This is a genomic window from Geodermatophilus sp. SYSU D01180 (assembly GCF_054050415.1).
This window is the reverse complement of record NZ_JBJGZH010000010.1, coordinates 99,670-122,069: the sequence shown is the minus strand read 5'-3', so window position 1 is coordinate 122,069 and position 22,400 is coordinate 99,670. Positions and strand designations below refer to the sequence as shown.

24 protein-coding genes are annotated in these 22,400 nt (G+C 78.0%); 12 read left to right on the top strand and 12 right to left on the bottom strand.

All coding sequences use genetic code 11. From position 1 onward, the window contains the following. The first annotated feature begins 10 nt into the window (after positions 1 to 10). Both ACI8AA_RS11775 and ACI8AA_RS11770 read left to right on the top strand, forming a co-directional pair. Positions 11 to 1,504 carry a precorrin-2 C(20)-methyltransferase gene (locus tag ACI8AA_RS11775; RefSeq protein WP_457044596.1) on the top strand — a complete coding sequence of 498 codons (1,494 nt, stop codon included), beginning with the start codon at positions 11 to 13 and terminating at the stop codon, positions 1,502 to 1,504. Between the two features lie 38 nt (positions 1,505 to 1,542). Next, complete coding sequence (locus tag ACI8AA_RS11770; protein ID WP_457044595.1) at positions 1,543 to 2,769, top strand: MFS transporter; 1,227 nt, start codon at positions 1,543 to 1,545, stop codon at positions 2,767 to 2,769. An 85-nt stretch (positions 2,770 to 2,854) separates the two neighbouring features. Here the strand turns inward: ACI8AA_RS11770 and ACI8AA_RS11765 are convergent, their stop codons facing one another. Genes ACI8AA_RS11765 through ACI8AA_RS11750 form a run of 4 tightly spaced genes read right to left on the bottom strand, consistent with a single transcriptional unit; the run spans position 2,855 to position 7,487 of the window. Further along, positions 2,855 to 3,472, bottom strand: coding sequence for a flavodoxin family protein (locus ACI8AA_RS11765; protein ID WP_457044594.1), 618 nt, complete (start codon positions 3,470 to 3,472; stop codon positions 2,855 to 2,857). Positions 3,473 to 3,508: 36 nt separating this feature from the next. Further along, a complete protein-coding gene (locus ACI8AA_RS11760; protein WP_457044593.1) occupies positions 3,509 to 5,107 on the bottom strand; it encodes a GTPase in 1,599 nt (532 codons plus the stop codon). Then, entirely contained in the window at positions 5,104 to 6,798 is a 1,695-nt protein-coding gene (locus ACI8AA_RS11755) for an ABC transporter (protein ID WP_457044592.1), read from the bottom strand. Before ACI8AA_RS11755 ends, ACI8AA_RS11760 begins: the two co-directional genes overlap by 4 nt. A gap of 29 nt (positions 6,799 to 6,827) precedes the next feature. Next, positions 6,828 to 7,487, bottom strand: a complete 660-nt coding sequence (locus tag ACI8AA_RS11750; protein WP_457044591.1) for an HAD hydrolase-like protein — start codon at positions 7,485 to 7,487, stop codon at positions 6,828 to 6,830. 93 nt (positions 7,488 to 7,580) lie between these two features. Here ACI8AA_RS11750 and ACI8AA_RS11745 point away from each other — a divergent pair, with 93 nt between their 5' ends. Beyond that, entirely contained in the window at positions 7,581 to 8,432 is an 852-nt protein-coding gene (locus ACI8AA_RS11745; protein WP_457044590.1) for a hypothetical protein, read from the top strand. A gap of 9 nt (positions 8,433 to 8,441) precedes the next feature. Here the strand turns inward: ACI8AA_RS11745 and ACI8AA_RS11740 are convergent, their stop codons facing one another. Together ACI8AA_RS11740 and ACI8AA_RS11735 are read right to left on the bottom strand one after the other, a co-directional pair. Continuing rightward, a complete protein-coding gene (locus ACI8AA_RS11740; protein ID WP_457044627.1) occupies positions 8,442 to 8,924 on the bottom strand; it encodes an FBP domain-containing protein in 483 nt (160 codons plus the stop codon). After that, complete coding sequence (locus ACI8AA_RS11735; RefSeq protein WP_457044589.1) at positions 8,921 to 9,697, bottom strand: cobalt-precorrin-6A reductase; 777 nt, start codon at positions 9,695 to 9,697, stop codon at positions 8,921 to 8,923. The genes ACI8AA_RS11740 and ACI8AA_RS11735 overlap by 4 nt, the downstream gene beginning before the upstream one ends. 26 nt (positions 9,698 to 9,723) lie before the next feature. Between ACI8AA_RS11735 and ACI8AA_RS11730 the strand changes: the two genes are divergently transcribed. After that, positions 9,724 to 10,806 (top strand): cobalt-precorrin-5B (C(1))-methyltransferase, encoded by a 1,083-nt coding sequence (locus tag ACI8AA_RS11730; protein WP_457044588.1) that lies wholly within the window; start codon positions 9,724 to 9,726, stop codon positions 10,804 to 10,806. On the opposite strand, the gene cobM is transcribed toward ACI8AA_RS11730, so the two are convergent. Genes cobM through def form a run of 3 tightly spaced genes read right to left on the bottom strand, consistent with a single transcriptional unit; the run spans position 10,803 to position 13,394 of the window. After that, positions 10,803 to 11,546 carry a precorrin-4 C(11)-methyltransferase gene (gene cobM / locus ACI8AA_RS11725; RefSeq protein ID WP_457044587.1) on the bottom strand — a complete coding sequence of 248 codons (744 nt, stop codon included), beginning with the start codon at positions 11,544 to 11,546 and terminating at the stop codon, positions 10,803 to 10,805. The genes ACI8AA_RS11730 and cobM overlap by 4 nt on opposite strands. 40 nt (positions 11,547 to 11,586) lie before the next feature. Continuing rightward, the gene (gene cbiE / locus ACI8AA_RS11720; RefSeq protein WP_457044586.1) at positions 11,587 to 12,840 is read right to left on the bottom strand and encodes a precorrin-6y C5,15-methyltransferase (decarboxylating) subunit CbiE; all 1,254 of its coding nucleotides are present in this window, start codon (positions 12,838 to 12,840) and stop codon (positions 11,587 to 11,589) included. Then, positions 12,837 to 13,394: a peptide deformylase gene (def, locus tag ACI8AA_RS11715; RefSeq protein ID WP_457044585.1), complete on the bottom strand. Its 558-nt coding sequence runs from the start codon at positions 13,392 to 13,394 to the stop codon at positions 12,837 to 12,839. Before def ends, cbiE begins: the two co-directional genes overlap by 4 nt. A 40-nt stretch (positions 13,395 to 13,434) precedes the next feature. Between def and ACI8AA_RS11710 the strand changes: the two genes are divergently transcribed. From ACI8AA_RS11710 to ACI8AA_RS11690, 5 genes are all read left to right on the top strand, one after another. Beyond that, positions 13,435 to 14,382 (top strand): cobalamin biosynthesis protein, encoded by a 948-nt coding sequence (locus ACI8AA_RS11710; protein WP_457044584.1) that lies wholly within the window; start codon positions 13,435 to 13,437, stop codon positions 14,380 to 14,382. A 265-nt stretch (positions 14,383 to 14,647) separates the two neighbouring features. Then, the gene (gene yczR, locus ACI8AA_RS11705; protein ID WP_457044583.1) at positions 14,648 to 16,093 is read left to right on the top strand and encodes a MocR-like transcription factor YczR; all 1,446 of its coding nucleotides are present in this window, start codon (positions 14,648 to 14,650) and stop codon (positions 16,091 to 16,093) included. A 278-nt stretch (positions 16,094 to 16,371) separates the two neighbouring features. Next, a complete protein-coding gene (locus tag ACI8AA_RS11700) occupies positions 16,372 to 17,004 on the top strand; it encodes an ANTAR domain-containing protein (RefSeq protein ID WP_457044582.1) in 633 nt (210 codons plus the stop codon). A gap of 117 nt (positions 17,005 to 17,121) precedes the next feature. Next, on the top strand, positions 17,122 to 17,787 hold the full coding sequence (locus ACI8AA_RS11695) for a lysophospholipid acyltransferase family protein (RefSeq protein ID WP_457044581.1): 666 nt from the start codon (positions 17,122 to 17,124) through the stop codon (positions 17,785 to 17,787). Next, positions 17,784 to 19,289, top strand: coding sequence for a cobyric acid synthase (locus ACI8AA_RS11690; protein WP_457044580.1), 1,506 nt, complete (start codon positions 17,784 to 17,786; stop codon positions 19,287 to 19,289). Before ACI8AA_RS11695 ends, ACI8AA_RS11690 begins: the two co-directional genes overlap by 4 nt. Positions 19,290 to 19,384: 95 nt before the next feature. On the opposite strand, the gene ACI8AA_RS11685 is transcribed toward ACI8AA_RS11690, so the two are convergent. Together ACI8AA_RS11685 and ACI8AA_RS11680 are read right to left on the bottom strand one after the other, a co-directional pair. Beyond that, complete coding sequence (locus ACI8AA_RS11685) at positions 19,385 to 19,900, bottom strand: cupin domain-containing protein (protein WP_457044579.1); 516 nt, start codon at positions 19,898 to 19,900, stop codon at positions 19,385 to 19,387. 146 nt (positions 19,901 to 20,046) lie between these two features. Then, positions 20,047 to 20,445: an acyl-CoA thioesterase gene (locus ACI8AA_RS11680; RefSeq protein ID WP_457044578.1), complete on the bottom strand. Its 399-nt coding sequence runs from the start codon at positions 20,443 to 20,445 to the stop codon at positions 20,047 to 20,049. A gap of 32 nt (positions 20,446 to 20,477) precedes the next feature. Here ACI8AA_RS11680 and ACI8AA_RS11675 point away from each other — a divergent pair, with 32 nt between their 5' ends. Together ACI8AA_RS11675 and ACI8AA_RS11670 are read left to right on the top strand one after the other, a co-directional pair. Then, entirely contained in the window at positions 20,478 to 21,074 is a 597-nt protein-coding gene (locus ACI8AA_RS11675) for an MSMEG_1061 family FMN-dependent PPOX-type flavoprotein (RefSeq protein WP_457044577.1), read from the top strand. 34 nt (positions 21,075 to 21,108) lie between these two features. After that, positions 21,109 to 21,534 (top strand): VOC family protein, encoded by a 426-nt coding sequence (locus ACI8AA_RS11670; RefSeq protein ID WP_457044576.1) that lies wholly within the window; start codon positions 21,109 to 21,111, stop codon positions 21,532 to 21,534. 4 nt (positions 21,535 to 21,538) lie between these two features. Here the strand turns inward: ACI8AA_RS11670 and ACI8AA_RS11665 are convergent, their stop codons facing one another. Continuing rightward, complete coding sequence (locus ACI8AA_RS11665; protein WP_457044575.1) at positions 21,539 to 21,733, bottom strand: hypothetical protein; 195 nt, start codon at positions 21,731 to 21,733, stop codon at positions 21,539 to 21,541. Positions 21,734 to 21,891: 158 nt separating this feature from the next. Here ACI8AA_RS11665 and ACI8AA_RS11660 point away from each other — a divergent pair, with 158 nt between their 5' ends. Beyond that, positions 21,892 to 22,398, top strand: a complete 507-nt coding sequence (locus ACI8AA_RS11660; protein ID WP_457044574.1) for a type II toxin-antitoxin system PemK/MazF family toxin — start codon at positions 21,892 to 21,894, stop codon at positions 22,396 to 22,398. Positions 22,399 to 22,400 lie beyond the last annotated feature (2 nt).

Genomic DNA, 22,400 nt, shown 5'->3' with positions numbered 1-22,400 from the left:
GGAGCGCCCGGTGAGCGGCCGCCTCTACGGCGTCGGGCTGGGCCCCGGCGACCCCGAGCTCGTCACCGTCAAGGCCGCCCGCCTGATCGCCGCCGCCGACGTCGTCGCCTTCCACGCCGCGCAGCACGGCCGCTCGGTCGCGCGCGCGCTGGCCGCCCCGTACCTGCGGGAGGGGCAGGTCGAGGAGCTGCTGGTCTACCCGGTGACCACCGAGGGCACCGACCACCCCGGCGGCTACCAGGGCGCGATCGACGAGTTCTACGAGGCCGCCGCCGCCCGGCTGGCCGCGCACCTCGACGCCGGCCGCGACGTCGTCGTGCTCGCGGAGGGCGACCCGTTCTTCTACGGGTCCTACATGCACATGCACAAGCGGCTCGCGCACCGGTACCCGACCGAGGTGGTGCCCGGCGTGACCAGCGTCAGCGGCGCCGCCGCCGTCGTCGGCCGGCCGCTGGTGGAGCGGGACGAGGTGCTCACCGTGCTGCCCGGCACGCTGCCCGCCGACGAGCTCGCCGAGTGGCTGGCCACCACCGACTCGGCCGCGGTGGTGAAGCTCGGCCGGACGTTCCCGCAGGTCCGCGAGGCGTTCGAGGCCGCCGGCGTGCTGGACCGCGCGCTCTACGTCGAGCGGGCCACCACCGACCGCCAGCGCACGATGCCGCTGGCCGACGTCGACCCCGCGACCGTGCCCTACTTCTCCCTGGCGCTGCTGCCCTCGCCGCTCACCGGCCCGGGGAACGCGCCGGGTCGCCCGGACGACGCGTCGCGCACCGGCGAGGTGGTCGTCGTCGGCCTCGGCCCCGGCGCCCGCGGCTGGACGACGCCCGAGGTGGCCGACGCGCTCGCCGCCGCCGACGACCTGGTCGGCTACGGCCCCTACCTGGACCGGGTGCCGGCCAACCCGCGGCAGACCCGCCACCCCAGCGACAACCGGGTGGAGGCCGAGCGGGCCGCGCACGCGCTGGAGCTGGCCCGGTCCGGACGGCGGGTCGCGGTCGTCTCCAGCGGCGACCCGGGCGTGTTCGCGATGGCCGCCGCGGTGCTCGAGGTGGCCGCCCGCCCCGAGCACGCCGGCGTCCCCGTGCGGGTGCTGCCCGGGCTGACCGCCGCGCAGGCGGTGGCGTCCCGGGTCGGCGCGCCGCTGGGCCACGACTTCGCCGTCATCAGCCTCTCCGACGTGCTCAAGCCGCTCGACGTCGTCCTCGACCGGCTGCGCTCCGCGGCGGCCGCCGACCTGGTGCTGGCGCTGTACAACCCGCGGTCGAGGGCCCGCCCGCACCAGCTGGCCAAGGCGCTCGACGCGCTGCGCGAGGTGCGCGAGCCGGAGACGGTGGTCGTCGTCGGCCGGGACGTCGGCGGGCCCGAGGAGGAGGTCCGGGTGACGACGCTGCGCGACCTGGACCCGGAGACGGTGGACATGCGCTGCCTGCTGCTGGTCGGGTCCTCGCAGACGCGGGTGACGCCGGCCGGGCAGGTCTACACGCCGCGCCGCTACCCGTCCTGACGGGAATGCCGGCCGGATCGGTGGCCTTGGCAACTGTCGTGCCCCGCCTCCCCCGCCCGGTCGCGTTCTGGTCGGTGGCCGGACTCCTCGTGCTGGTGCTGGCCGCCTCCGGTGTGCCGTCCCCGCTGTACCGCGTGTACCAGGAGCAGTTCGGCTTCGGCGCCGGCGTCCTGACGCTGGTGTTCGGCATCTACGCCTTCGCGCTGCTCGCCGCGCTGCTGGTGGTCGGCAGCCTGTCCGACCACGTGGGCCGGCGGCCGGTGCTCGCTGCCGGTCTGCTGCTGCAGGCGTTCGCGATGGCGGTCTTCCTCGCCGCCGACGGCGTGGGCTGGCTGCTGGCCGCGCGCACGCTGCAGGGGCTGTCGACCGGCGCGCTGACCGGGTCGCTCGGCGCGGCGCTGCTGGACCTGCAGCGCCCCTCGGGGCGCCCGCTGGGTGCGCTGCTGAACAGCGTCTCGCCGGGCCTCGGGCTGTCGCTGGGCGCGGTGGGCGCGGGCCTGGCGATCGAGGGGGTCGCGGAGCCGACGCCGTGGGTGTTCGGCGTGCTGACCGTGGCCTTCGTGCTGGGCGCGGGGCTGGCCCTGCTGCTGCCCGAGACCTCCCCGCGGGTGCCCGGGGCGCTGGCCTCGCTGCGCCCGCGGGTGGAGGTGCCGCGGCCGCAGCGGCGCGCGTTCGCCGTCGGGGTGCCCTGCCTGGTCGCGCTCTGGGCGATGGGCGGGCTGGTGCTGTCGCTCGGGCCGTCGCTGACCGCCGGGGTGTTCGGCGTGGCGGACCACCTCGTCGGCAGCCTGCTCATCCTCTGCATGCAGGGCGCGGCCGCCGTCGGCGGCGTGCTGGCCCGGGACGTGCCGCCGCGCCGGGCGATGGGCGGCGGCTGCGTCGTGTTCGCGGTCGCCGTCGCCGGCCTGCTGGTCGCGCTGGTCACCGGGACGCTGTGGCTGTTCTTCGTGGCCTCCGGGCTGGCCGGCCTGGGCTTCGGCGCGGCCTTCCTCGGCACCGTGGCCACCGTGACGTCGGGTGTCGCGCCCGGCCACCGCGCGGGGCTGCTGTCGAGCGTCTTCGTCGTCGGCTACCTGGCCTTCAGCATCCCGGCGATCGCCGCGGGCGTCGCCTCGGGCGCGGTCGGGCTGCGGCTGACCGCGGAGGTCTACGGCGCCGTGGTGATCCTGCTGGCCCTGGGCGCGGCGGCCGGCCTGCGCCTGTCGACCCGGCGCGCGCCCGCTCCCCTGCCCGCCGACGAGCCGTCGGAGCCGCTGGCCGCCTGAGGTCCGGCTGCCCGGCGACGGTGGGCGCCCACGCGGGGTCCTGACGCAGCGAACCCCGCGCAGGCGCACAACGTCGGGCCCGGCGTCAGCGGCCCGGGTAGGGGTTCCCCTCGAGCACGCGTGCCAGGTGGGCGGCGTTCTCGGCCAGCGTCCTCGTCGTCGACGCGACCGCCTCGGGGGTCTCCTCGAGGTCCTGGTAGTCCCGGCCGCCCATCGCCTCGTCGTTCCAGTAGACGGCGCCCTGGGCGGGGATGGTGAAGCCGATGTCGTCGAGGCCCTGGAACAGGTCCGCGGTGATCTCGTGGGCGCCGTCCTCGTTGCCGACCACGCACACCACCGCGACCTTGCCGGTCACCCGCGGCCGCCCGGAGCCGTCGGTCTCGGACAGCTCGCCGTCGAGCCGCTCCAGCACCCGCTGGGCGACGCTGCTCATGTGCCCGACCCAGGTCGGCGTCGAGACCACCAGGACGTCGGCCGCCATCAGCTGCTCGCGGATCGCCGGCCACGCGTCGCCCTCGCCCATGTCCATCTCCACGCCCGGCTTCACGTCGTGGTCGACGACGCGGACCACCTCGGAGGTGGAGCCGTGCTCCCCGAGCGCGTCGAGGACCTGGCGGGCCATGAGCTCGGACGACGACGGCGCGAGCGAGGGCTCGAGGCTGCAGACGAGGGCGAGGGCACGGGGGGACACGGTCTCGGTCATGCCGTGACCTGCCCCCACGGGGCCAGGTGCCACACATCAGGATCGTGCGCGACCGATCGCGGCGCAGAACCGGTCGTGGTCGGCGCGCGCCGCCGCCAGCGGCGCCAGCACCTCCTCGTCGGCCACCTCGGCCACCCGCGCGGTGAGCCGGCGCCGCGCCGTCCGCGCCCGGCGTCTCGCCCCCGCGGCCACCAGCGGCCGGCACAGCAGCGCCAGCAGCAGCCCGGCGAGCAGCCCGCCGGCCAGCAGCAGGGTGGGCAGCGGGATGCCCTGCACCCGCGGCAGCGGCAGGACGTCGTCGAGCTGCAGCAGCCCCAGCCCCGCCAGCGCGAGCAGCCACAGCGCGCCGACCAGCGCGGTGAGCGCCAGCAGCCACTGCAGGCCCCCGGCCGCGCGCTGCCACAGCGGCGTCCGGTCGGGGCCGAGGTCGGTGCCGGCGACGGCGCGGTCGAGCCGGTCGGGCAACCGCTCCTCCGTGTCCTCCGACGTCCGGCGCAGCTCGTCGCGCCAGGCCGGCGGCAGCCCGCGGCCGGCGTCGTCGCGGGCCCGGCGCAGCGCGGCGTCCATCCCGGCCCGCTGCACCGCGCCGGCCTGCGGCAGCGAGGTGCGTGACCGCTCGTCGCCCAGGTTGAGCCGGCCCAGCGGGTCGGCCCGCAGCTTCGACGTCCACCGCAGCACCGGCCAGCCGGTGTGCGCCACGCCGCTGCGGTGCGCCGAGCGCTCGACCGCGGCGACGACCGCCGGCACCCCCGCGGCGTCGGCGAGCGCGCCGGCGAGCTCCTCCCGCGCCGCCCGGTCCGGCCCGCGGTCGCGGCCGGCGTCGGGCGCGCAGTGGGCGGCCAGGGCCGAGGCGGCGCCCCGCGCGTCGGCGGTCAGCCGGTCGGTGGCGGCCTTGCGGGCGCCCACCCGGCGGCCGAGCTCGGCCCGCAGCTGCGGCAGGCCCAGACCGCTGGAGGCCGCGGTGGGCAGCACCGGCACCCCGGTCAGGCCCTCCTCGTCGAGCAGCCGGCGCAGGTCGGCCAGGCACGCGACGGCCGCCGCCTCGTCGAGCCGGTCCACCTGGTTGAGCACCACCAGCAGCACGCCCGAGTGCCCGGCCAGCGGCGCGAGGTAGCGGGTGTGGACGGCGTCGTCGGCGTACTTCTGCGGGTCCAGCACCCACACCAGGACGTCGACCAGCTGCACCAGCCGGTCGACCTCCAGCCGGTTCTCCAGCCGCACGCTGTCGTGGTCGGGCAGGTCCAGCAGCACCAGGCCGTCGAGCGCGGGGTCGGGGTCGGCCACCCGGTGCCGCCGCGGCACCTCCAGCCAGTCCAGCAGCCGGTCCGCGCCGTGCGCTCCGGTGGAGGGGCCGCCCCAGACGCTGGCGTGCGCGACGCCGGTGGTCGGCCGCCGCACGCCGGGCGTGCTCACCTCGGCCCCGGACAGCGCGTTGAACAGCGTGGACTTGCCGCTGCCGGTGGCCCCGGCCAGCGCGACGACGGTCGCGTCGCCCAGCGCCTCGCGCGCCCCGGCCTTGGCCAGCAGCGACCGCGCCGCGCCCACCTCGGGCACCTCCAGCCGCCCGTCGGCGACCTCGACCGCCTCCCGCAGCGCGGCCAGCCGGTCGGCCAGCGACGGCGCGCGGCCCCTCACGCGCCGGCCCCCCGGGCCGCGGCCAGCGTGGCGACCGCGGAGCGCAGCTCCTTCGCCGCGCCGGGGGCGTCCGCGGCGACGGCGAGCAGCTCGTCGAAGCGGTCCTGCTCGGCGGCCAGCAGCCGGTCGGCGCGGTCGTCGAGGTCGGCGCGGGCCCGGGCGGCGAGCGAGCGCACCGCGGCGTCGCCGAACACCGCCTCGAGCACCCGCTGCCCGAGCGCCGTCGTCCCGCCGGCGACGGCGAGCTCCGCACCCGACAGGCCCGCCGTGGAGGCGAAGACGGCGACCATCACCACCGCGCCGGCCCCGTTGACGCCCCACGAGAGCAGCCGCGCCTGCGAGCGCTTGCCCGCGCCCTCCTCGCGCACCAGGTCGAGGACGTGGCCCTGCCAGTCGCGCACCTCGTCGGCGGCCGCGGGCGCGAAGTCCGGCGACACCGCGCCGAGCTCCTCCTCGCGCCCGGCGACCAGCGCCGGCCCGCCGGGCAGCGCGCGCCACGCGGTCACCGTGCGGTCGGCGGCGCGGCCGGCCTCGGCCCGCAGCAGCGTCTCCACCCCCGACTCCAGCGCGCCGTTCAGCGAGTCCGTCGACGTCGGGCGGCCGGTGAGCGCGGCGCCCAGCCGGTCGCGCAGCCGGCCCACGCGGTTCTGCAGCGAGCGCATCCACTCGCCGGTGCCCACGAAGTCCTGCCAGCGGGCCAGCACCTCGCCGCGCAGCAGGCTGCCGTTGCCCACGCCCTCGGCGACCGCGTCCCGGGCCCCGTCGTAGGCGGCGTCGGCGGCGTTCCCGAGGGCGGCCGCCGCCGCGGCCTGCTCCTCCACGCCGTCGGCGACCGCGGCCACCCGGCCGTCCAGGCTCTCCAGCGCCCCGGCGAGCGTCTGCCGCACGACGGCGGCGCGCTGCTCCTGGTCGGCGGCCAGCCCGCGCAGCCAGTCGCGCAGCGGCGCCACCTGCTCCTCGGGCAGGAAGCCGTCGCGCAGCGGCCGCTCCTCCACCACGAACAGCCGCGCCGTCCCCAGCCCGCCGCGCTGCAGCATCCCGGCGAGGTCGGCGGCGACCTCGTCGACCGCCTCGGGCGGCACCCGGTCCAGCACGACCGCCAGCGCGGTGCCCCGCTCCTGCGCCGTGCGCAGCAGGTCCCACGGGACGGCGTCGGCGTAGCGGGCCGCCGTCGTCACGAAGACCCACAGGTCCGCCGCCGACAGCAGCTGCCCGGCGAGGTCGCGGTTGGTCTCGACCACCGAGTCGACGTCGGGGGCGTCGATGAGCGCGAGCCCCGCCGGCAGCGCCTCGCTGGGGACCAGGCGCAGCCCGCCGGTGACGTCGCCCTCGCCGGTCGTGCGCGGCAGGCCGGGGAGCACGCGGTCGCCGGAGAACGCCGGCACGTCGGCCGGCGAGCAGACGAGCACGGGGGCGCGGGTGGTCGGCCGGAGCACGCCGGGGGTGGTCACCCGCGCGCCGAGCACGCTGTTGACCAGCGTGGACTTGCCCGCGCCGGTCGACCCGCCGACGACGGCGAGCAGGGGGGCGTCGAGGTCGCGCAGGCGGGGCAGCAGGTAGTCGTCGACCTGGTCGACCACCGCCCGGGCGGTCCGCGCGGTCGCGTCCCGCGCGGGGGTGGCCAGGCCGAGCGGCGCCGTGGCGACGGCGTCGCGCAGCTCCTGCAGCGCGTCGGTCAGCGGGACGGTCACGTCCGGTGACTAGCCAGGACGGCGGTCCGCTACCCCTCCAGCGCCGCGAGTGCGGCCGGCACCTCCCCCGGCGTCGCGACGACGGCGGCCGCGCCCGCCCCCGCCAGCTCGCCCGGACCGCCCGGTCCCCAGCCCGCGCCCACGCACGCCAGCCCGTGCGCCGCCGCGCCCAGCACGTCCTGCGCGCGGTCGCCGACGAGCACGGCCGGCCGCCGCCCGGGGTGCGCGGCGAGCGCGGCGGCCACCACCTGGTCCTTGTGCCGCACCGCGCCGTCGAGGGTGGCGCCGTGCACGCTGGTGAACGCCGCGCGCAGGCCGGTCGCCTCGAGCACCCGGACGGCGAACACCTCGGGCTTGCTGGTCGCCACCGCCAGGGTCGCCCCGCCGTCGCGGAGGGTGGCCAGCAGCTCCGGGATCCCGTCGTACACGGCGACGTCGAGCAGCGCGCCGGCCGCGTAGTGCGCCCGGTAGGCGGCCACCGCGCGGTCGACGTCGGGCGGCGCGACCCCGAGCACCGTGGCGAAGCCGTCCTGCAGCGGCGGGCCGACCATGTCGCGCAGTTGCGCCGGCGTCGGCTCGGGCAGGCCGAGCGCGGCCGCGGCCACCCGCACCGAGGCAGCGATGCCCGGCGTCGAGTCGACCAGCGTGCCGTCGAGGTCGAAGAGGACCAACGGGGGCTCGTTGGGCACGGTCCTGCGCCTCCGGTCGGTCGGGATCCCCGGTCGGGGGCGTGGTACCCGGCGCCCCTTGTCCGCAGCCTCCCCCGGGGGAACGCTGGGCGCATGAACGGGTCCGAGGAGCGGACCGCCGAAGAGCGCACGCCCGACGAGCCGGCGCGCGCTCCGCACGGCCGCCCCACCGAGCAGGCCTCACTGCGTCTCCAGCAGGACGTCCGGCGGCTCCAGGAGCGGCTGGGACGGGGCGCCGAGGCGATGGCCACGACCGAGCACGCCGTCGCCGCCACCCACCTCGCCCTCGCCGAGCGGGCCCTGCGCAGGGGCCGCGTCGAGGACGCGCAGGGGTACCTGCGCGAGGCCGCGGCGGCACTGCGGGCCGTCGAGCACGAGCGGGACCGGGCCGCCCGGTGGCCGGTCGCCGGGGACGCGGCGCACGCCGAGCAGGCACGGCAGGCCGCCGACCGGGCGCGGGAGGACGCGGCCGGTCGGCGCGACCAGGCGGCCCGCCGGTGGGAGGACGCGGCGCTGTCCCGCGAGGAGGCCGCGCGGCAGCGCGACGAGGTGGCCGCCGAGCGTGACCAGCGGGCCGCGGAGCGGACCGCCGCCGCGCAGCACCGGGAGACGGCCGCCGGCGTGCGCCGGGCCGAGCAGGAGCGTTGGCGCGAACGGGCGACCGCCTCGGCCGGCGAGGTGCCGTCCGAGCGGCAGGAGCACCAGCGGGCCATCGACGTCCAGGTCGCCGAGAGCTACCGCGCCCAGACCGAGGAGGACCGGGCGCGGGCCGAGGACGACCGGGCGGCCGATGCCGCCGACCGCCGGGCGGCGGAGCGGGACCGCCGGGCGGCGGCCCGGGACCGGGAGGACGCCCGTGCCGACCGCGAGCAGGCCGCCCGTGACCGCGCCGCGGCGAGGGCCGACCGGGACCGGCACCCCGGCCCCGGCCCCGCGGGACGCTGACGCGCCGGGTCAGCGGGTGACGGCGTCCAGGAAGGTGTGCACCCGCTCCCGCAGCTCGGCGACCCGCTCCTCGCCCACCTCGTCCGGGTCCCGGTCGCGCAGCCACGGCGGGATCTCGGTGCGGGCCCGGGCGGCGCAGCCGAGGTCGGCGCACACGTAGGTGCCGACCGTGTCGCCGTTGCGGCCGGCCTCGCCGGCGCGGCGCGCGGTGAACAGCGAGACGGCGTCGCCGGAGTGGGTGGACTGGCACAGCAGGCACATGACGGTCCGGCGCGCGGACATCCGCGACTCCGCGGCGCGCAGCGCGATGCCGACGGGCTCCCCCTCCCGCTGGACGACGAGGTAGCCGCGCAGCGGCGCCTTCGGGTCGCGCCAGCCGAGCACCTCCAGCTCGTCCCACGGCAGGTCGGCGAGGTCGCGCGGGAGGGTGGCGGCCTTGGCCTCGCCCTTCGAGCAGTTGACGAAGGAGCGCCGCACCTGCTGCTCGGTCATCGGTTCCACGAGGGGCCATCCTCCGTTCCGGCACCGTCGCGTCTCAACGCGTTTAGCCACTGCACCGCCTCCTCGACGGTGGTCACGACGTCGACCCCCGGGGGCAGCGGCGGGCGGCGGACCAGCACGACCGGCAGCCCGAGCCGCCGGGCGGCGACCAGCTTGGCCTCGGTCATGTGCCCGCCGGAGTCCTTGGTCACGACGACGTCGACGCCGTGCTCCCGCAGCAGCGCGACCTCCTCGTCGACCGTGAACGGGCCGCGGGCCAGCAGCAGCACCGCCCCCGCGGGCAGCGGCTCGTCCGGCGGGTCGACCGAGCGCACCAGCACCCGCCCGGGCAGCGCCGCGAACGCGCCGACGCCCTGGCGGCCGGTGGTGAGGAAGACAGTGCCGGCGTCCCGGACCGCCGCGGCCGCGCCGGCCAGGGAGTCCACGTACGTCCACCGGTCCCCCGGGCCGGGCGTCCAGCCCGGCCGCTGCAGCCGCAGCAGCGGGGTGCCGTGCCGCCGCGCCGCGGCCGCCGCGTTCGCGGTGATCCGGGCGGCGAACGGGTGGGTCGCGTCGACGACGGCCCGCGGCCGGTGGGTGGCCAGCCAGTCGGCCAGCCCGTCGGCGCCGCCGAAGCCGCCGACCCGCACGCCGCCCTCGGGCAGCACCGGGTCGGCCACCCGCCCGGCGAGGCTGGACAGGACGTCGACCCCGCGTTCGACGAGCGCCGCGGCCAGCCGCCGCGCCTCCCCGGTGCCGCCGAGCACGAGCACCTGCCCGGTCACGCCACGCCGCCGGGGATCATGGGCCGGTGAGCAGGGACGGCGCCTCCGGGCTGCGGCACGGCTGGACCACCGGCGCGTGCGCGACGGCGGCCACCACCGCGGCCTACACCGCGCTGCTCACGGGCGAGTTCCCGGACCCGGTGACCATCGACCTGCCGAACGACCGGCACCCGGCCTTCGCGCTGGCCCGCGAGTCGCTGGAGCCCGGCGCGGCCACCGTCGGGATCGTCAAGGACGCCGGCGACGACCCCGACGTCACCCACGGCGCCCTGGTCAGCGCGCGGGTGACGCACGGCGAGCCGGGCAGCGGGGTGGTCTTCCGGGCCGGCGAGGGCGTGGGCACGGTGACCAAGCCCGGGCTGCCGCTGGCCGTCGGCGAGCCGGCGATCAACCCGATGCCGCGGCGGTTCATGCGGGAGCACGTCGCGGCGGTGGCGGCGCGGCACGGCGGCAGCGGCGACGTCGTCGTCGAGGTGTCCATCGAGAACGGCGCGGAGCTGGCCCGGAGGACGTGGAACCCGCGGCTGGGCATCCTCGGCGGGCTGTCGGTGCTCGGCACGACCGGCGTCGTCGTGCCCTACTCCTGCTCGTCGTGGATTGACTCGATCCGCCGCGGCATCGACGTCGCCCGCGCCGCCGGGCACGCGCACGTGGCCGGGTGCACCGGGTCGACCAGCGAGAAGACCGTGCAGGAGCTCTACGGCCTGCCCGAGGACGCGCTGCTGGACATGGGCGACTTCGCCGGCGCGGTGCTCAAGTACCTGCGCCGCCACCCGGTGCCGCGGCTGACCGTCGCCGGCGGCATCGGCAAGCTGGCCAAGCTCGCCGACGGCCACCTCGACCTGCACTCGGGCCGCTCGCAGGTGTCCTTCGACTCGCTCGCCGCCCGGGTGGCCGGCGCGGGCGGCTCCCCCGACCTGGTCGCCGGCGTGCGGGGGGCGAACACGGCGCTCGACGCGCTGCGCCAGTGCCAGGCGGCCGGGCTGCCGCTGGGCGACCTGGTGGCCGCCGGCGCCCGGGAGACGGCGCTCGGCGTGCTGCGGGGAGCCCCGGTCGCGGTCGACGTCGTGGTGATCGACCGCGCCGGCGCGGTGGTCGGACGCGCCTAGCCGCGGCATCTCGTCGTCGAGTAGAGGTGGCTGTCGGGGAACTGCCCCGCGGTGAGCACCGGGCCCACGACCACGATCGCGGTCCGCCTCACCCCCGCGGCCTCGACCTGGCCGGCGATGTCGGCGAGCGTGCCGCGCAGCACCAGCTCGTCGTCGCGGCTGGCCCGGGCGACGACGGCGACCGGGCCGTCGTCGCCGTAGTGCTCGGCCAGCTGCGGCGCCAGCTCGGCCATCCGCTGCACGGCCAGGTGCAGCACCAGCGTCGCGCCGGTGGCGGCGTAGGCGGCCAGCTCCTCCCCCGGCGGCATCGGCGTGGACCGGGCGCTGGTGCGGGTCAGGACGACGGTCTGCCCCACCCCGGGCACGGTCAGCTCCCGCTTGAGCGCGGCGGCCGCGGCGGCGAACGCCGGCACCCCCGGGACGACGTCGTAGGGCACGCCCGCGGCGTCGAGCCGGCGCATCTGCTCGGCCATCGCGCTGTAGACCGAGGGGTCGCCGGAGTGCAGCCGGGCGACGTCGTGGCCGGCCTCGTGCGCGGCGACGAGCTCGGCGGTGATCCGGTCGAGGTCGAGGTCGGCGGTGTCGACCAGCCGGGCGCCGGGCGGGGCGGTGTCGAGCAGCTCGCGGGGCACCAGCGCGCCCGCGTACAGGCAGACCGGGGCGCTGGCGATGACCCGCGCCGCCCGCAGCGTGACCAGGTCCGCGGCCCCGGGCCCGGCCCCGATGAAGTAGACGGTCACGGTCCCGCCTCCCGCGCGCGAGAGGCCGAACGGGGACCGGTCACCAGCGGGTCACCGACCAGATCGTCACCGGCATCGCCGGCTTCCAGCCGGTGAACGACCCGACCGGCTCGGCGCGCTGCACCTCCACCCGCACCAGCTCCCCGCCGACCCGGGCGTGCCACTGGGCGAGCACCGCCTCGCTCTCCACCGTGACCGCGTTGGCCACCATGCGGCCGCCCACCGGCAGCGCGTCCCAGCAGGTCTCCACCAGCAGCGGCGTGGTGAGCCCGCCGCCGATGAACACCGCATCCGGGGCGCCCAGCCGGGAGAGGACGTCCGGCGCGTGCCCGTGCACCACCCGCAGGTACGGGACGCCGAGGCGGCCGGCGTTGCGCGCGATCCGCTCGGCCCGCTCGGCGGAGGCCTCGACGGCGACGGCGCGGCAGGTCGGGTGCGCGCGCATCCACTCGATGCCGATCGAGCCGGCGCCGGCCCCGACGTCCCACAGCAGCTGCCCGGGGACGGCGGCCAGCCGGGCGAGGGTGATCGCGCGGACCTCCGACCTGGTCAGCTGCCCGTCGGACTCGTAGGCGCCGTCGGGCAGGCCGGGGGTGGTGGGCAGCGGCATGGTGCCGCGGTCGGCCCGGCACTCGACGGCGGTGACCACCAGCGCCGGCGCCGGCTGCGACCAGGTGGCCGCGGTGCCGGTGCGCACCTCCTCGTCCGGGCCGCCGAGCCCGCCGAGCACGGTGATCAGGCTCTGCCCGTAGCCGCGGCCGGCCAGCAGCGCGGCGACCTGCGCCGGCGTCTCGCCGTCGGAGCCGAGCACCAGCAGCCGCCGGCCGGGCTGCACGTGCGGGTGCAGCAGCTCGATCGGCCGGCCGACCAGGCTGACCACCTCGGTGTCCTCGACCGCCCAGCCCAGCCGCGCGCAGGCCAGCGACACCGACGACGGCGCCGGCAGCACCCGCACCCGCTCGGCGCCCAGCAGCCGGGTCAGCGTGGTGCCGATGCCCGACAGCATCGGGTCGCCGCTGGCCAGCACCACCAGCGCGCGGCCGGCGTGCTGCTCGACCAGCCCGGGCAGCGCCTCGGTGAGCGGCGAGGGCCACGGCACCCGCTCGGCGGGGACCTCCCCCGGGACCAGGTCGAGCTGGCGGGAGCTGCCGAGCAGCACCTCGGCCCGCTCCACCTCCGCCCGCGACGTGGGGGCCAACCCGTCCCAGCCGTCCGCGCCGATCCCGACGACGACGATCGGGGTCGGCGCGGTCTCCTCCACCTGCACCGCCTCCACCTGCTGGGCCTCGCTCATGCCGGCAGCTCGCCCTCGGGCCCGGCGGCCTCGGCGAGCAGCCGCTCGCGCAGCTCCTCGGGCAGCCGGTCCACGTAGACGACGCCGTCGAGGTGGTCGACCTCGTGCTGCAGGCAGCGCGCGGCCATGCCGGTGGCCTCGATGGAGACCGGCTGCCCCTTCACGTCGACGCCGTCCACCCGGGCGCGGAAGGCGCGGGCGAGCTCCGCGTAGGGGCCGGGCACCGACAGGCAGCCCTCCTCGGTGACCTCCTCGGCCGGCTCGCCGCCCGTCGGCTCGAGCAGCGTGAGCCGCGGGTTCACGGCGTAGCCGACGACGTCCTCGCCGTCGGCGTCCGGGCAGTCGATGACGAACACCCGCGCGTCGACGCCGATCTGGTTGGCCGCCAGCCCCACCCCGTCGGCCTCGCGCATCGAGGCGAACATGTCGAGGACCAGCCGGCGCAGCCGCTCGTCGAACTCGGTGACCGGGGCGGTCGGGCGGTGCAGCACCTCGTTGCTGCCGTAGGTGACGATCGGCCGGGCGACGCCGTCGTAACGGCCGGGCAGGCGCATGGCCGCGATCCTAGGAAGCCCGCTCGGCAGGATGGCCGCCGTGCCCGCCCGACCCGACCTGTCCACCGCCCTCGGCCTGGCGCTCGGCGCGGCCGCCGACCTGCTGCTCGCCGATCCCGCGCGGCGTCACCCGGTGGCCGGGTTCGGCACGGTCGCCGCAGCGCTGGAGCGGCGGGTCTGGCGCGACTCCCGCCGGGCGGGCGCGGGGTACGCGGCGGCGCTCGTGGCGGGCGCGGCCGGGCTGGGGGCGGCGGTGGACCGCGCCACCCGCGGCCGGCCGGCGGTGCGCACCGCCGCCGTCGCCGCCGGCACGTGGGCGGTGCTGGGCGGCACGTCGCTGGGCCGGGCGGCGACGGCGATGGCCGGCGCGCTGGAGGCCGGCGACCTGCCCGCGGCCCGGGCGCTGCTGCCCACGCTCGCCGGGCGGGACCCCTCGGCCCTCGACGAGGGTGAGCTGGCCCGGGCCACCGTCGAGTCGGTCGCGGAGAACACCTCCGACGCCGCGGTCGCGCCGCTGGTGTGGGGCGCGCTGGCCGGGCTGCCCGGGCTGCTGGGGTACCGCGCGGTCAACACCCTCGACGCGATGGTCGGCCACCGGTCCCCGCGGTACGCCCGGTTCGGCTGGGCCGCCGCCCGCGCCGACGACGGCGCCAACTGGCTGCCCGCCCGGCTCACCGCGGCGCTGACCGTGGCCTGCGCCCCGCTGGCCGGTGGCTCGGCCCGCGACGCGCTGCGGGTGTGGCGCCGCGACGGCGCCGCCCACCCCAGCCCCAACGCCGGCCGCTGCGAGGCCGCGGCGGCCGGCGCGCTGGGACTGCGGCTGGGCGGGCGCAACGTCTACGGCAGCCGGGTGGAGGACCGGCCGGTGCTCGGCGACGGAGCGGCACCGGCCAGCAGGGACGTCGCGCGCGCGGTGCGGCTGTCGCGCGCGGTGTGGCTGGCCGCCGCGGCCCTCGCGGCCGCGGCGAGGGCCGCCCGCGGCCGCTGAGGGGACCGGGTCCGCGGCCCGCGCCCGTGCAGGGCGCCGCGCGGCGCCGGCGGCACGGGGAAGCCGGACGGGTCGACCCGGAGGTGGCTGGCCGGCGGGTCGGCCGGGCCGCGGCCGCCGCGGACGGCGACCACCAGCGTGGTCACGGCCAGGGCGGCGAGGCCCAGCAGGAACAGCAGGACGAGGACGGCACCAGGAGTCATGCACAGGACAGTGGCACCATCCGGCCTGGACGGAATCGATCCAATCCGGCATGGTGGCCTGCATGCCACCGAGCGTTGAGCAGTCCACTGCCCCCGAACTGGCCGGGCTGGTCGGGCCACTCGGCGACCTGCCGGGCCCGCGGTACGCCGCGCTGGCGCGGCGCATCCGCGAGCTGGCGGCCCTCGGACAGCTCGCGCCGGGCACCCGGCTGCCGGCCGAGCGCGACCTCGCGGCGGCGCTCGCGGTCAGCCGGGTGACCGTCGCCTCGGCCTACCGGCTGCTGCGCGAGGAGGGGCACGCGAGCACCCGGCACGGCGCGGGCACCGTCGTCGAGGCGCCCGCGGCCGACCCGGTGTGGACCGCCCCGACCACCGACCCGGCCGTGCTCGACCTCGCGCACGCCGCACCGGAGGCGGCGCCGCAACTGCTGCCCGCCTACCGGGAGGCGCTGGAGCGGCTGCCCGCCGTCGCCGCCGGCCACGGCTACGCGCCGGGCGGGCTGCCCGAGCTGCGCGCGGCGATCGCCGACCGGTACACCGCCCGCGGCCTGCCCACCGACCCCGAGCAGGTGGTGGTCACCGCGGGCACCGGGGACGCGACCGCGCTGGTGTTCGAGACGCTGCTGCAGCCCGGCGACCGCGTCCTGGTGGAGCACCCCACCTACCCGGGGGCGCTGGGCCTGGTCACCGCGGCCGGCGGGCGCTGCGTGCCGGTGGCCGTGGACGCCGCCGAGCCCGACGCGGTCGTCGGCGCCGCGCACATCGCCGTCCGGCAGAGCAGCCCGCGGATGGCGTTCCTCATGCCGGACTTCTCCAACCCCAGCGGCGCCCGGCTGTCGGCCGCCGGGCGCCGCCGCCTGGCCGCGACGCTGTGGCAGCAGGGCGTGCTGACCGTCGTCGACGAGGTCACCGCGGAGCTGCACCTCGACGACGGGCCGCTGCCGCCGTACGCCGCGGGCCTGCCCGACGCCGCGACGATCACCGTCGGCGGGCTGTCCAAGACGGTGTGGGGCGGACTGCGGGTCGGCTGGCTGCGGACCGACGCCGCCCTCGCCGGCTCGCTCGGCGCCGCGCTCGGCCGCCGCCAGCTCTCCGTGGGCCTGCTCGACCAGCTCGCCGCGGCGACCCTGGTGCGGGACCTCGACGCGGTCCTCGACCAGCGGCGGGCGCTGCTGCGCGGGCGCCGGGAGGTGCTGCTGGCCGAGCTGGCGGCCCGCCTGCCGGCGTGGACCGCGACGCCCCCGCGCGGCGGCCTGTCGGTCTGGTGCGCGCTCCCGCCGGGCACCGGCTCCGCCGCGCTGGCGGCCGCGGCCGCCCCGCTCGGGCTGCTGCTGGCCGAGGGCCGCGCGTTCGGCACCGGCACCGCCTTCGACGAGCACCTGCGGGTGCCGTTCACCCTCCCCGCGGCGGACCTGCGCAGCGCCGTCGCCACCCTCGCCGCCGTCGACGCCGCCCTGCGCCGCGATCCGGTGGTGCGACACCCGGCGCGAGCCCTCACGGTCGTGTGACACCTACCGGGACCGGGGCCGTCCGATGGCCGTGCGCCCCCGGTCCCGGGGGACTAACGTCATGGAGGTCCCCGAGCGGCCGGGAACTCCCCCGGCGATCCGCAGATGGTCGAACAGCCGGCTGCGCGGCGCTCTCGCCGGGCCCCGGTCCGGCGCGCGTTCACTCGGAGCCCGCCATGACGTCGACCCAGTCGCGTGTCGCCTCCAGACACCACCCGCCGGCCGGGCGGGCGACCGCCCCGTCCCTCCCCCGTCCCCCCACCGCGACGCCGCTGCCCGTGCGGCGCGCCACCGTGGCCGGCCGCTGGCGCTACGACCGCGCCAGCGGGGACTGGTGGTGGTCGGCGGAGATGGCCGCCCTGCACGGCCTCGCCGACGACGGCCCCGGCCCCTCCACCGAGGTGCTCGTGGGCGCCCAGCACCCCGACGACCGGGCGCGGACCATCGACGCCCTCTCCGCGGCGGTGACCGGGGGGCAGGCGTTCTGCCTGGAGGTCCGGCTGCGGTCCGGCGAGGGCCACCGGCCCGTCGTGTTCCTCGGCGAGCCGCGGGCGGACGACGACGGCCGGGTGGTCGCGGTCGAGGGCCTGATGGTCGAGGCCCCGCGGCCGGCGGTGCCGTCGGCCGAGGACCGCGTCGCGGCCCTGGAGACCGAGGTGGCCCAGATGCGCACGGCGATGGCCAGCCGGGCGCCGATCGAGCAGGCCAAGGGCGTGCTGATGCTGCTGACCGGGTGCGGCGACCAGGTGGCCTTCGACCTGCTGGCGCACATCTCCAGCCACGTGCACCGCAAGGTCCGCGACGTCGCCCTCGACCTCGTCGCCTCCGCCTCGGGGGCCCGGCCCCTGGCACCCGAGGTGCGCGCCATCCTGCGCGACGCCTGCCCGCCGACGGGACACGTCGAGCGCTGACCCCCACCCCGCCCGCGCGGCCCTGCCTCCCGGACCGCGCGGGCGTCGGGGGAGGATGCCCGGGGTCCGGGCCGGCGGGCAGACGCCGGCCCCGGTCCCTGGGAGGGGGCGGACGGCGTGTTCTACCTGCTCGCGCGGTTCCTGCTGCGGCCGCTGTTCCGGGTCGTGTTCCGGCCGCGGGTCACCGGGCGGCAGCACGTGCCGGCCACCGGCGCGTTCATCATCGCCAGCAACCACCTGTCGTTCATCGACAGCATGGTCATCCCCCTGTCGGCGCCACGCCGCGTCCGGTACCTGGCCAAGGACGAGTACTTCACCGGCCGCGGCCCGGGCGGCTGGTTCACCCGCACCCTGTTCACCGCGCTGGGCGCCATGCCCGTGGAGCGGAAGGCCTCCCGCGCGGCGCAGGAGGCGCTGGACACCGCGCTCGGCGTGCTGCGCACCGGTGAGGGCTTCGGCATCTACCCCGAGGGCACCCGCTCCCGCGACGGCCGGCTCGCGCGCGGCAAGACCGGTGTCGCGTGGCTGGCGCTCACCGCCGGCTGCCCCGTCGTGCCGGTGGCCGTCACCGGCACCGACCGGGTGCAGCCGGTCGGCGCCCGCTGGCCGCGGCCGCACCGGTTCTCCATCGAGTTCGGCGAGCCGATGACCTTCCCCGAGCACGCCGGCCAGGCGCGCAACGGCCGGGCCCGCCGCGAGGTCACCGACCGGATCATGGAGACCATCGCCGGGATGTCCGGGCAGGAGAAGGCGGGCTGGGGCAGCCCGCGCCCGGCCGCGTGAGCGGGGCGCTGCTGGTCGCCGGGACGACGTCGGACGCCGGCAAGTCCGTCGTCACGGCGGGCCTCTGCCGCTGGCTGGCCCGCCAGGGCGTGCGGGTCGCGCCGTTCAAGGCGCAGAACATGAGCAACAACTCGGTGGTCACCGCCGACGGCGCCGAGATCGGGCGGGCGCAGGTCATGCAGGCCGCGGCGGCGCGGGTCGAGCCCGAGGCGGCGATGAACCCGGTGCTGCTCAAGCCCGGCGGCGAGGACGCCAGCCAGGTGGTGGTGCTCGGCCGGCCGGTCGCCGACGTCACCGCGCTGTCCTACCGGCCGATGAAGGCGGCGCTGCTGGAGCAGGCGCTGGCCTGCCTGGCCGACCTGCGGTCGCGCTTCGACGTCGTCGTCTGCGAGGGCGCCGGCTCCCCCACCGAGATCAACCTGCGCGCCGACGACATCGCCAACATGGGCCTGGCCACCGCCGCGGGGCTGCCGGTGGTCGTCGTCGGCGACATCGACCGCGGCGGGGTCTTCCCCGCCCTCCACGGCACCGTCGCGCTCATGCCGCCGGCCGACCAGCGGCTGGTCGCCGGGTTCCTGGTCAACAAGTTCCGCGGCGACGTCCGGCTGCTGCGGCCCGGCCTCGAGCAGCTCACCGCGCTCACCGGCCGGCCGACGCTCGGCGTCCTGCCCTGGCTGCCCGGCGCGGCGCTCGACGTCGAGGACTCCCTCGGCATCCCCACCGGCGTCCTCCCCGCCGGGCCGCCGCACGGCGAGGAGGTGCTGCGGGTCGCCGTCGCCCGGCTGCCCCGGCTGTCCAACTCCACCGACGTCGACGCGCTGGCCGCCGAGCCCGGCGTCCTGGTCCGGTTCGTCACCCGCCCCGAGGAGGCCGCCGACGCCGACCTGCTGGTGCTGCCCGGCAGCCGGGCGACGGTGTCCGACCTCGCCTGGCTGCGCGCGACCGGCCTGGCCGACGCGGTGGCCCGCCGCGCCGCCGAGGGCCGGCCGGTGCTCGGCATCTGCGGCGGGCACCAGATGCTCGCCCGCACCATCACCGACGACGTCGAGTCGCGGGCGGGCACCGTGCCCGGGCTGGGGCTGCTGCCGGCCGACGTCCGGTTCGCGCGGGAGAAGACGCTGGGCCGCCCGTCCGGGGAGGCCCTGGGCCACCCGGTGCGCGGCTACGAGATCCACCACGGCGTCGTCACCTACGGGGACGGGGCCGAGCCGTTCCTGGACGGCGGCCGGGCCGGGTCGGTGTGGGGCACCACCTGGCACGGGGCGCTGGAGAACGACGGGTTCCGCCGCGCCTTCCTCGCCGAGGTCGCCCGGGCCACCGGCCGCCGGTTCACGCCGGCGCCGGGGACGTCCTTCGCCGCGGTCCGCGAGCAGCGCCTGGACGCGCTCGGCGACCTGGTGGCCGAGCACGCCGACACCGGCGCGCTGTGGCGGCTGCTGGAGGAGGGCCCGCCGGCGGACCTGCCGCTGCTGCCGCCCGGCGACGCGCTCGGCCCGCGCTGAGCCCGGCAGCGAGGTGCGGAGGGTGGGGACCGGTCACCCGCCCCGCCCGGGAGGCTGCAGCCGGCGAGCGCTGCGACCGGCCGCTCGGAGTGCGGTCACCAGGACGGCGGGGTGAGGCCGTAGCGCCGGATCACGTCGGCCTGCCAGTCGGGCTCGGCCACCTGGAGGCCGTACTCGTCCGCGAGCGCGAGGAACGTCGCGGCGTCGGTCTCGCCGGCATCCGCGAGGTCGGCGACGTCGCGGAAGAAGCGCTCGAACCCGGCCGGGCTGATGATCTCGATCATCCGCGCGGGCGCCGAGCCGGCGTTCCACATGGCGTGCAGCTCCCCGCGGGGCTTGGTGACGTAGCCCCCGGGGCCCAGCACCACCTCGCGGTCTCCCGAGCGGAAGCCGATCTCTCCCTCGACGACGATCGAGTACTCGTCCTCGCGCGTGTGCAGGTGGGCGGACACGTACGCACCGATGGCGAACGGGTGCTCGACCACCGCGATCGACCCGTGGGTGTCCTCCCCCCACAGCTTGAACGCGACGCCCACGCCGTCCGGGGTGTCCACCACCCGCCCCTCGCCCGGTCGCACGATCGTCAGCGGCGGCGGGGTGCTCTCGTCCATGCCGTCCTCGCTCTGGCCCTCCGGGCGTGCATGGTCCCGCTCCCGGCGCCGGGAGTCGAGAGGCGCCGTGCCCCGTGCCCCGGAGCCCGGCACGCGCTCCGGCGGGCGTGCCCGGTGGAGGCCGCTCCCGAGACCCGTTCCCCGGCTCAGCCCGCGCCGAGCGCGGCCTCCAGCCGCTCCCGGACGTCGTCGGGCCACGGCACGGCCTGCCCGCCGGCGCGCGCGACGTAGGTGTTGCGGACGACGCAGCAGACCCGCTCCCCCACGCGCACGGTGAACCGCACGGTCACGCTGGTGCGCCCCAGCCGCTCGGCCTGCGCGTCGACGTCGACCGTGTCGCCCCAGCCGGCCGACGACGACCACTCGAGCGTGCTGGCCTTGACCACCGGGTCCACCCGCGGCGCCAGCTCGTCCCACGGCAGCCCGATCGACGCCCACCACGCGGTGGAGGCCTCGTCGGCCCAGACGAGGTAGTGCGCGTTGAAGACGACGCCCTGCTGGTCGCACTCGACGAAACGGACCGGGGAGCTCCACGTGACCGGCACGGCGCGACGCTAGCGGGGGCTACCGTCGTCGCGTGCAGCCCGACCCGGTCCTCGCCTCCTACCGCCCGCCCTCGCAGCTGGTGCTGGACAAGGAGATCGACCACCTCGACGTCCACTGCCGGGCCCTGATCGGGCTGTCCCCGTTCCTCACCCTCTCGACGGCCGACGCCGACGGCTGGCCGGAGGTCTCCCCGCGCGGCGGGGACCCGGGCTTCGTCAAGGTGCTCGACGAGCACCGGCTGGTGCTGCCCGACCGGCAGGGCAACAACCGGCTCGACAGCCTGCGCAAGGTGGCGGTCAACCCGCGGGTGGCGCTGCTGTTCTTCGTGCCCGGCCTCGAGGAGACGCTCAAGGTCTTCGGCACCGCCGAGCTGCTGCCCGCCGACGCCCTCGACCTCGACCTCACCGAGTTCGGCCGGGAGCCGCGCTCGGTCATGGTGGTGACCGTGCAGCGGGCCTACCTGCACTGCGCCAAGGCGGTCATGCGCTCGGGGCTGTGGGACCCGGCGAGCCGGATCGACCGCGGTGCCCTCCCGCCGTTCGGCACGATGATCCGCGACCACTGCGGGCTGGAGACCCCGTTGCCCGACGACGCCACCATCCGCGCGGACCTCGCCCTGGAGCTGTGAGCGTCCTGTCACCGCGCCCTGCCAGGCTGCGGCCATGGCGACCGAGTTCCAGGTGACGATCGACGCCGCCGAGCCGCACGTGCTCGCCGACTGGTGGGCCGAGGCGCTGGGCTGGCGGGTGGAGCCGCAGGACGAGGCGGTCATCCGGCGCGCGGTGGAGGCCGGGCACGCGAGCGAGGACCAGACGACGACGCACCGCGGCGCGCTGGTGTGGGCCGCCGGCGCGGCGATCACCTCACCGGACCCCGGCCGGCCGCGCGTGCTCTTCCAGGCCGTGCCCGAGGCGAAGACGGTCAAGAACCGCGTGCACCTGGACCTGCGGGTCGGCGACGAGCGGCGCGAGACCGAGGTGGCGCGGCTGCTCGGGATGGGCGCCACCGAGCTGTGGCGGGCGTCGCAGGGCCCGTTCTCCTGGGTGACGATGGCCGACCCGGAGGGCAACGAGTTCTGCGTGACCTGAGGGCCTAGACCGGCAGGTCGCGGGCGAGGCGCCGGGTGGCGACCGTGCGCCGGGCCACGCGGCGGACCCGGTTGCGCCGGGGTCTGCGCTCGGTGCCGAGGTACCGGGCGTCCTCGACGAGCTGGAACGCGGCGAGCACGCTGGCGCGCGGTTCCCGCGTCAGTGGGACGGCGGGGATCACGGGCTGGGCCGAGGTCATGGGAGCCCCCTCTCCCGGGACGCGGTGCTGGCGTCCCGTGACGCAATGGTGCCCGCGATCGACGCGTCGTAACCGGAACCGGGCCGGATTGGTACCGGTGTGACGAACGAGGCAGATGGGACGGCGTGTCCGCTGGCGCCTCCGTACGGTTCCTGTCCATGGACCGCCCGCGCCGCCTCGTGGCCGCCGTCCGCTCGCTCGTGCGCGCCGTCGCCGCGCCGTCCGCCCGCCGCGCCGCGCGCCGCCCGGCCCCGGCGCCGCCGGCCGCCGCCCGGCCGGCGGCGGTCGACGTCGGCTACCGGCCGCGGGCCGACGGCCGGCCCGACCCGGGCGAGGTCGTCTGGGCCTGGGTGCCCTTCGACGAGGGCGACGGGCGCGGCAAGGACCGCCCGGTGCTGGTCATCGGCCGCCGCGGCGAGGACCTGCTCGGCCTGATGCTCACCAGCAAGGACCACGACCGCGACGCCGCCGACGAGGCCCGGTACGGGCGCAGCTGGATGGACGTCGGCACCGGTGCGTGGGACGGCCGGGGCCGGCCGAGCGAGGTGCGGCTGGACCGGCTGCTGACCCTGGACCCCGCGCGGGTGCGGCGGGAGGGCGCGGCGCTGGACCGGGCGCTGTTCGACCGGGTGGTCGACGCCGCCCGGCGCACGCAGGGCTGGTGAGC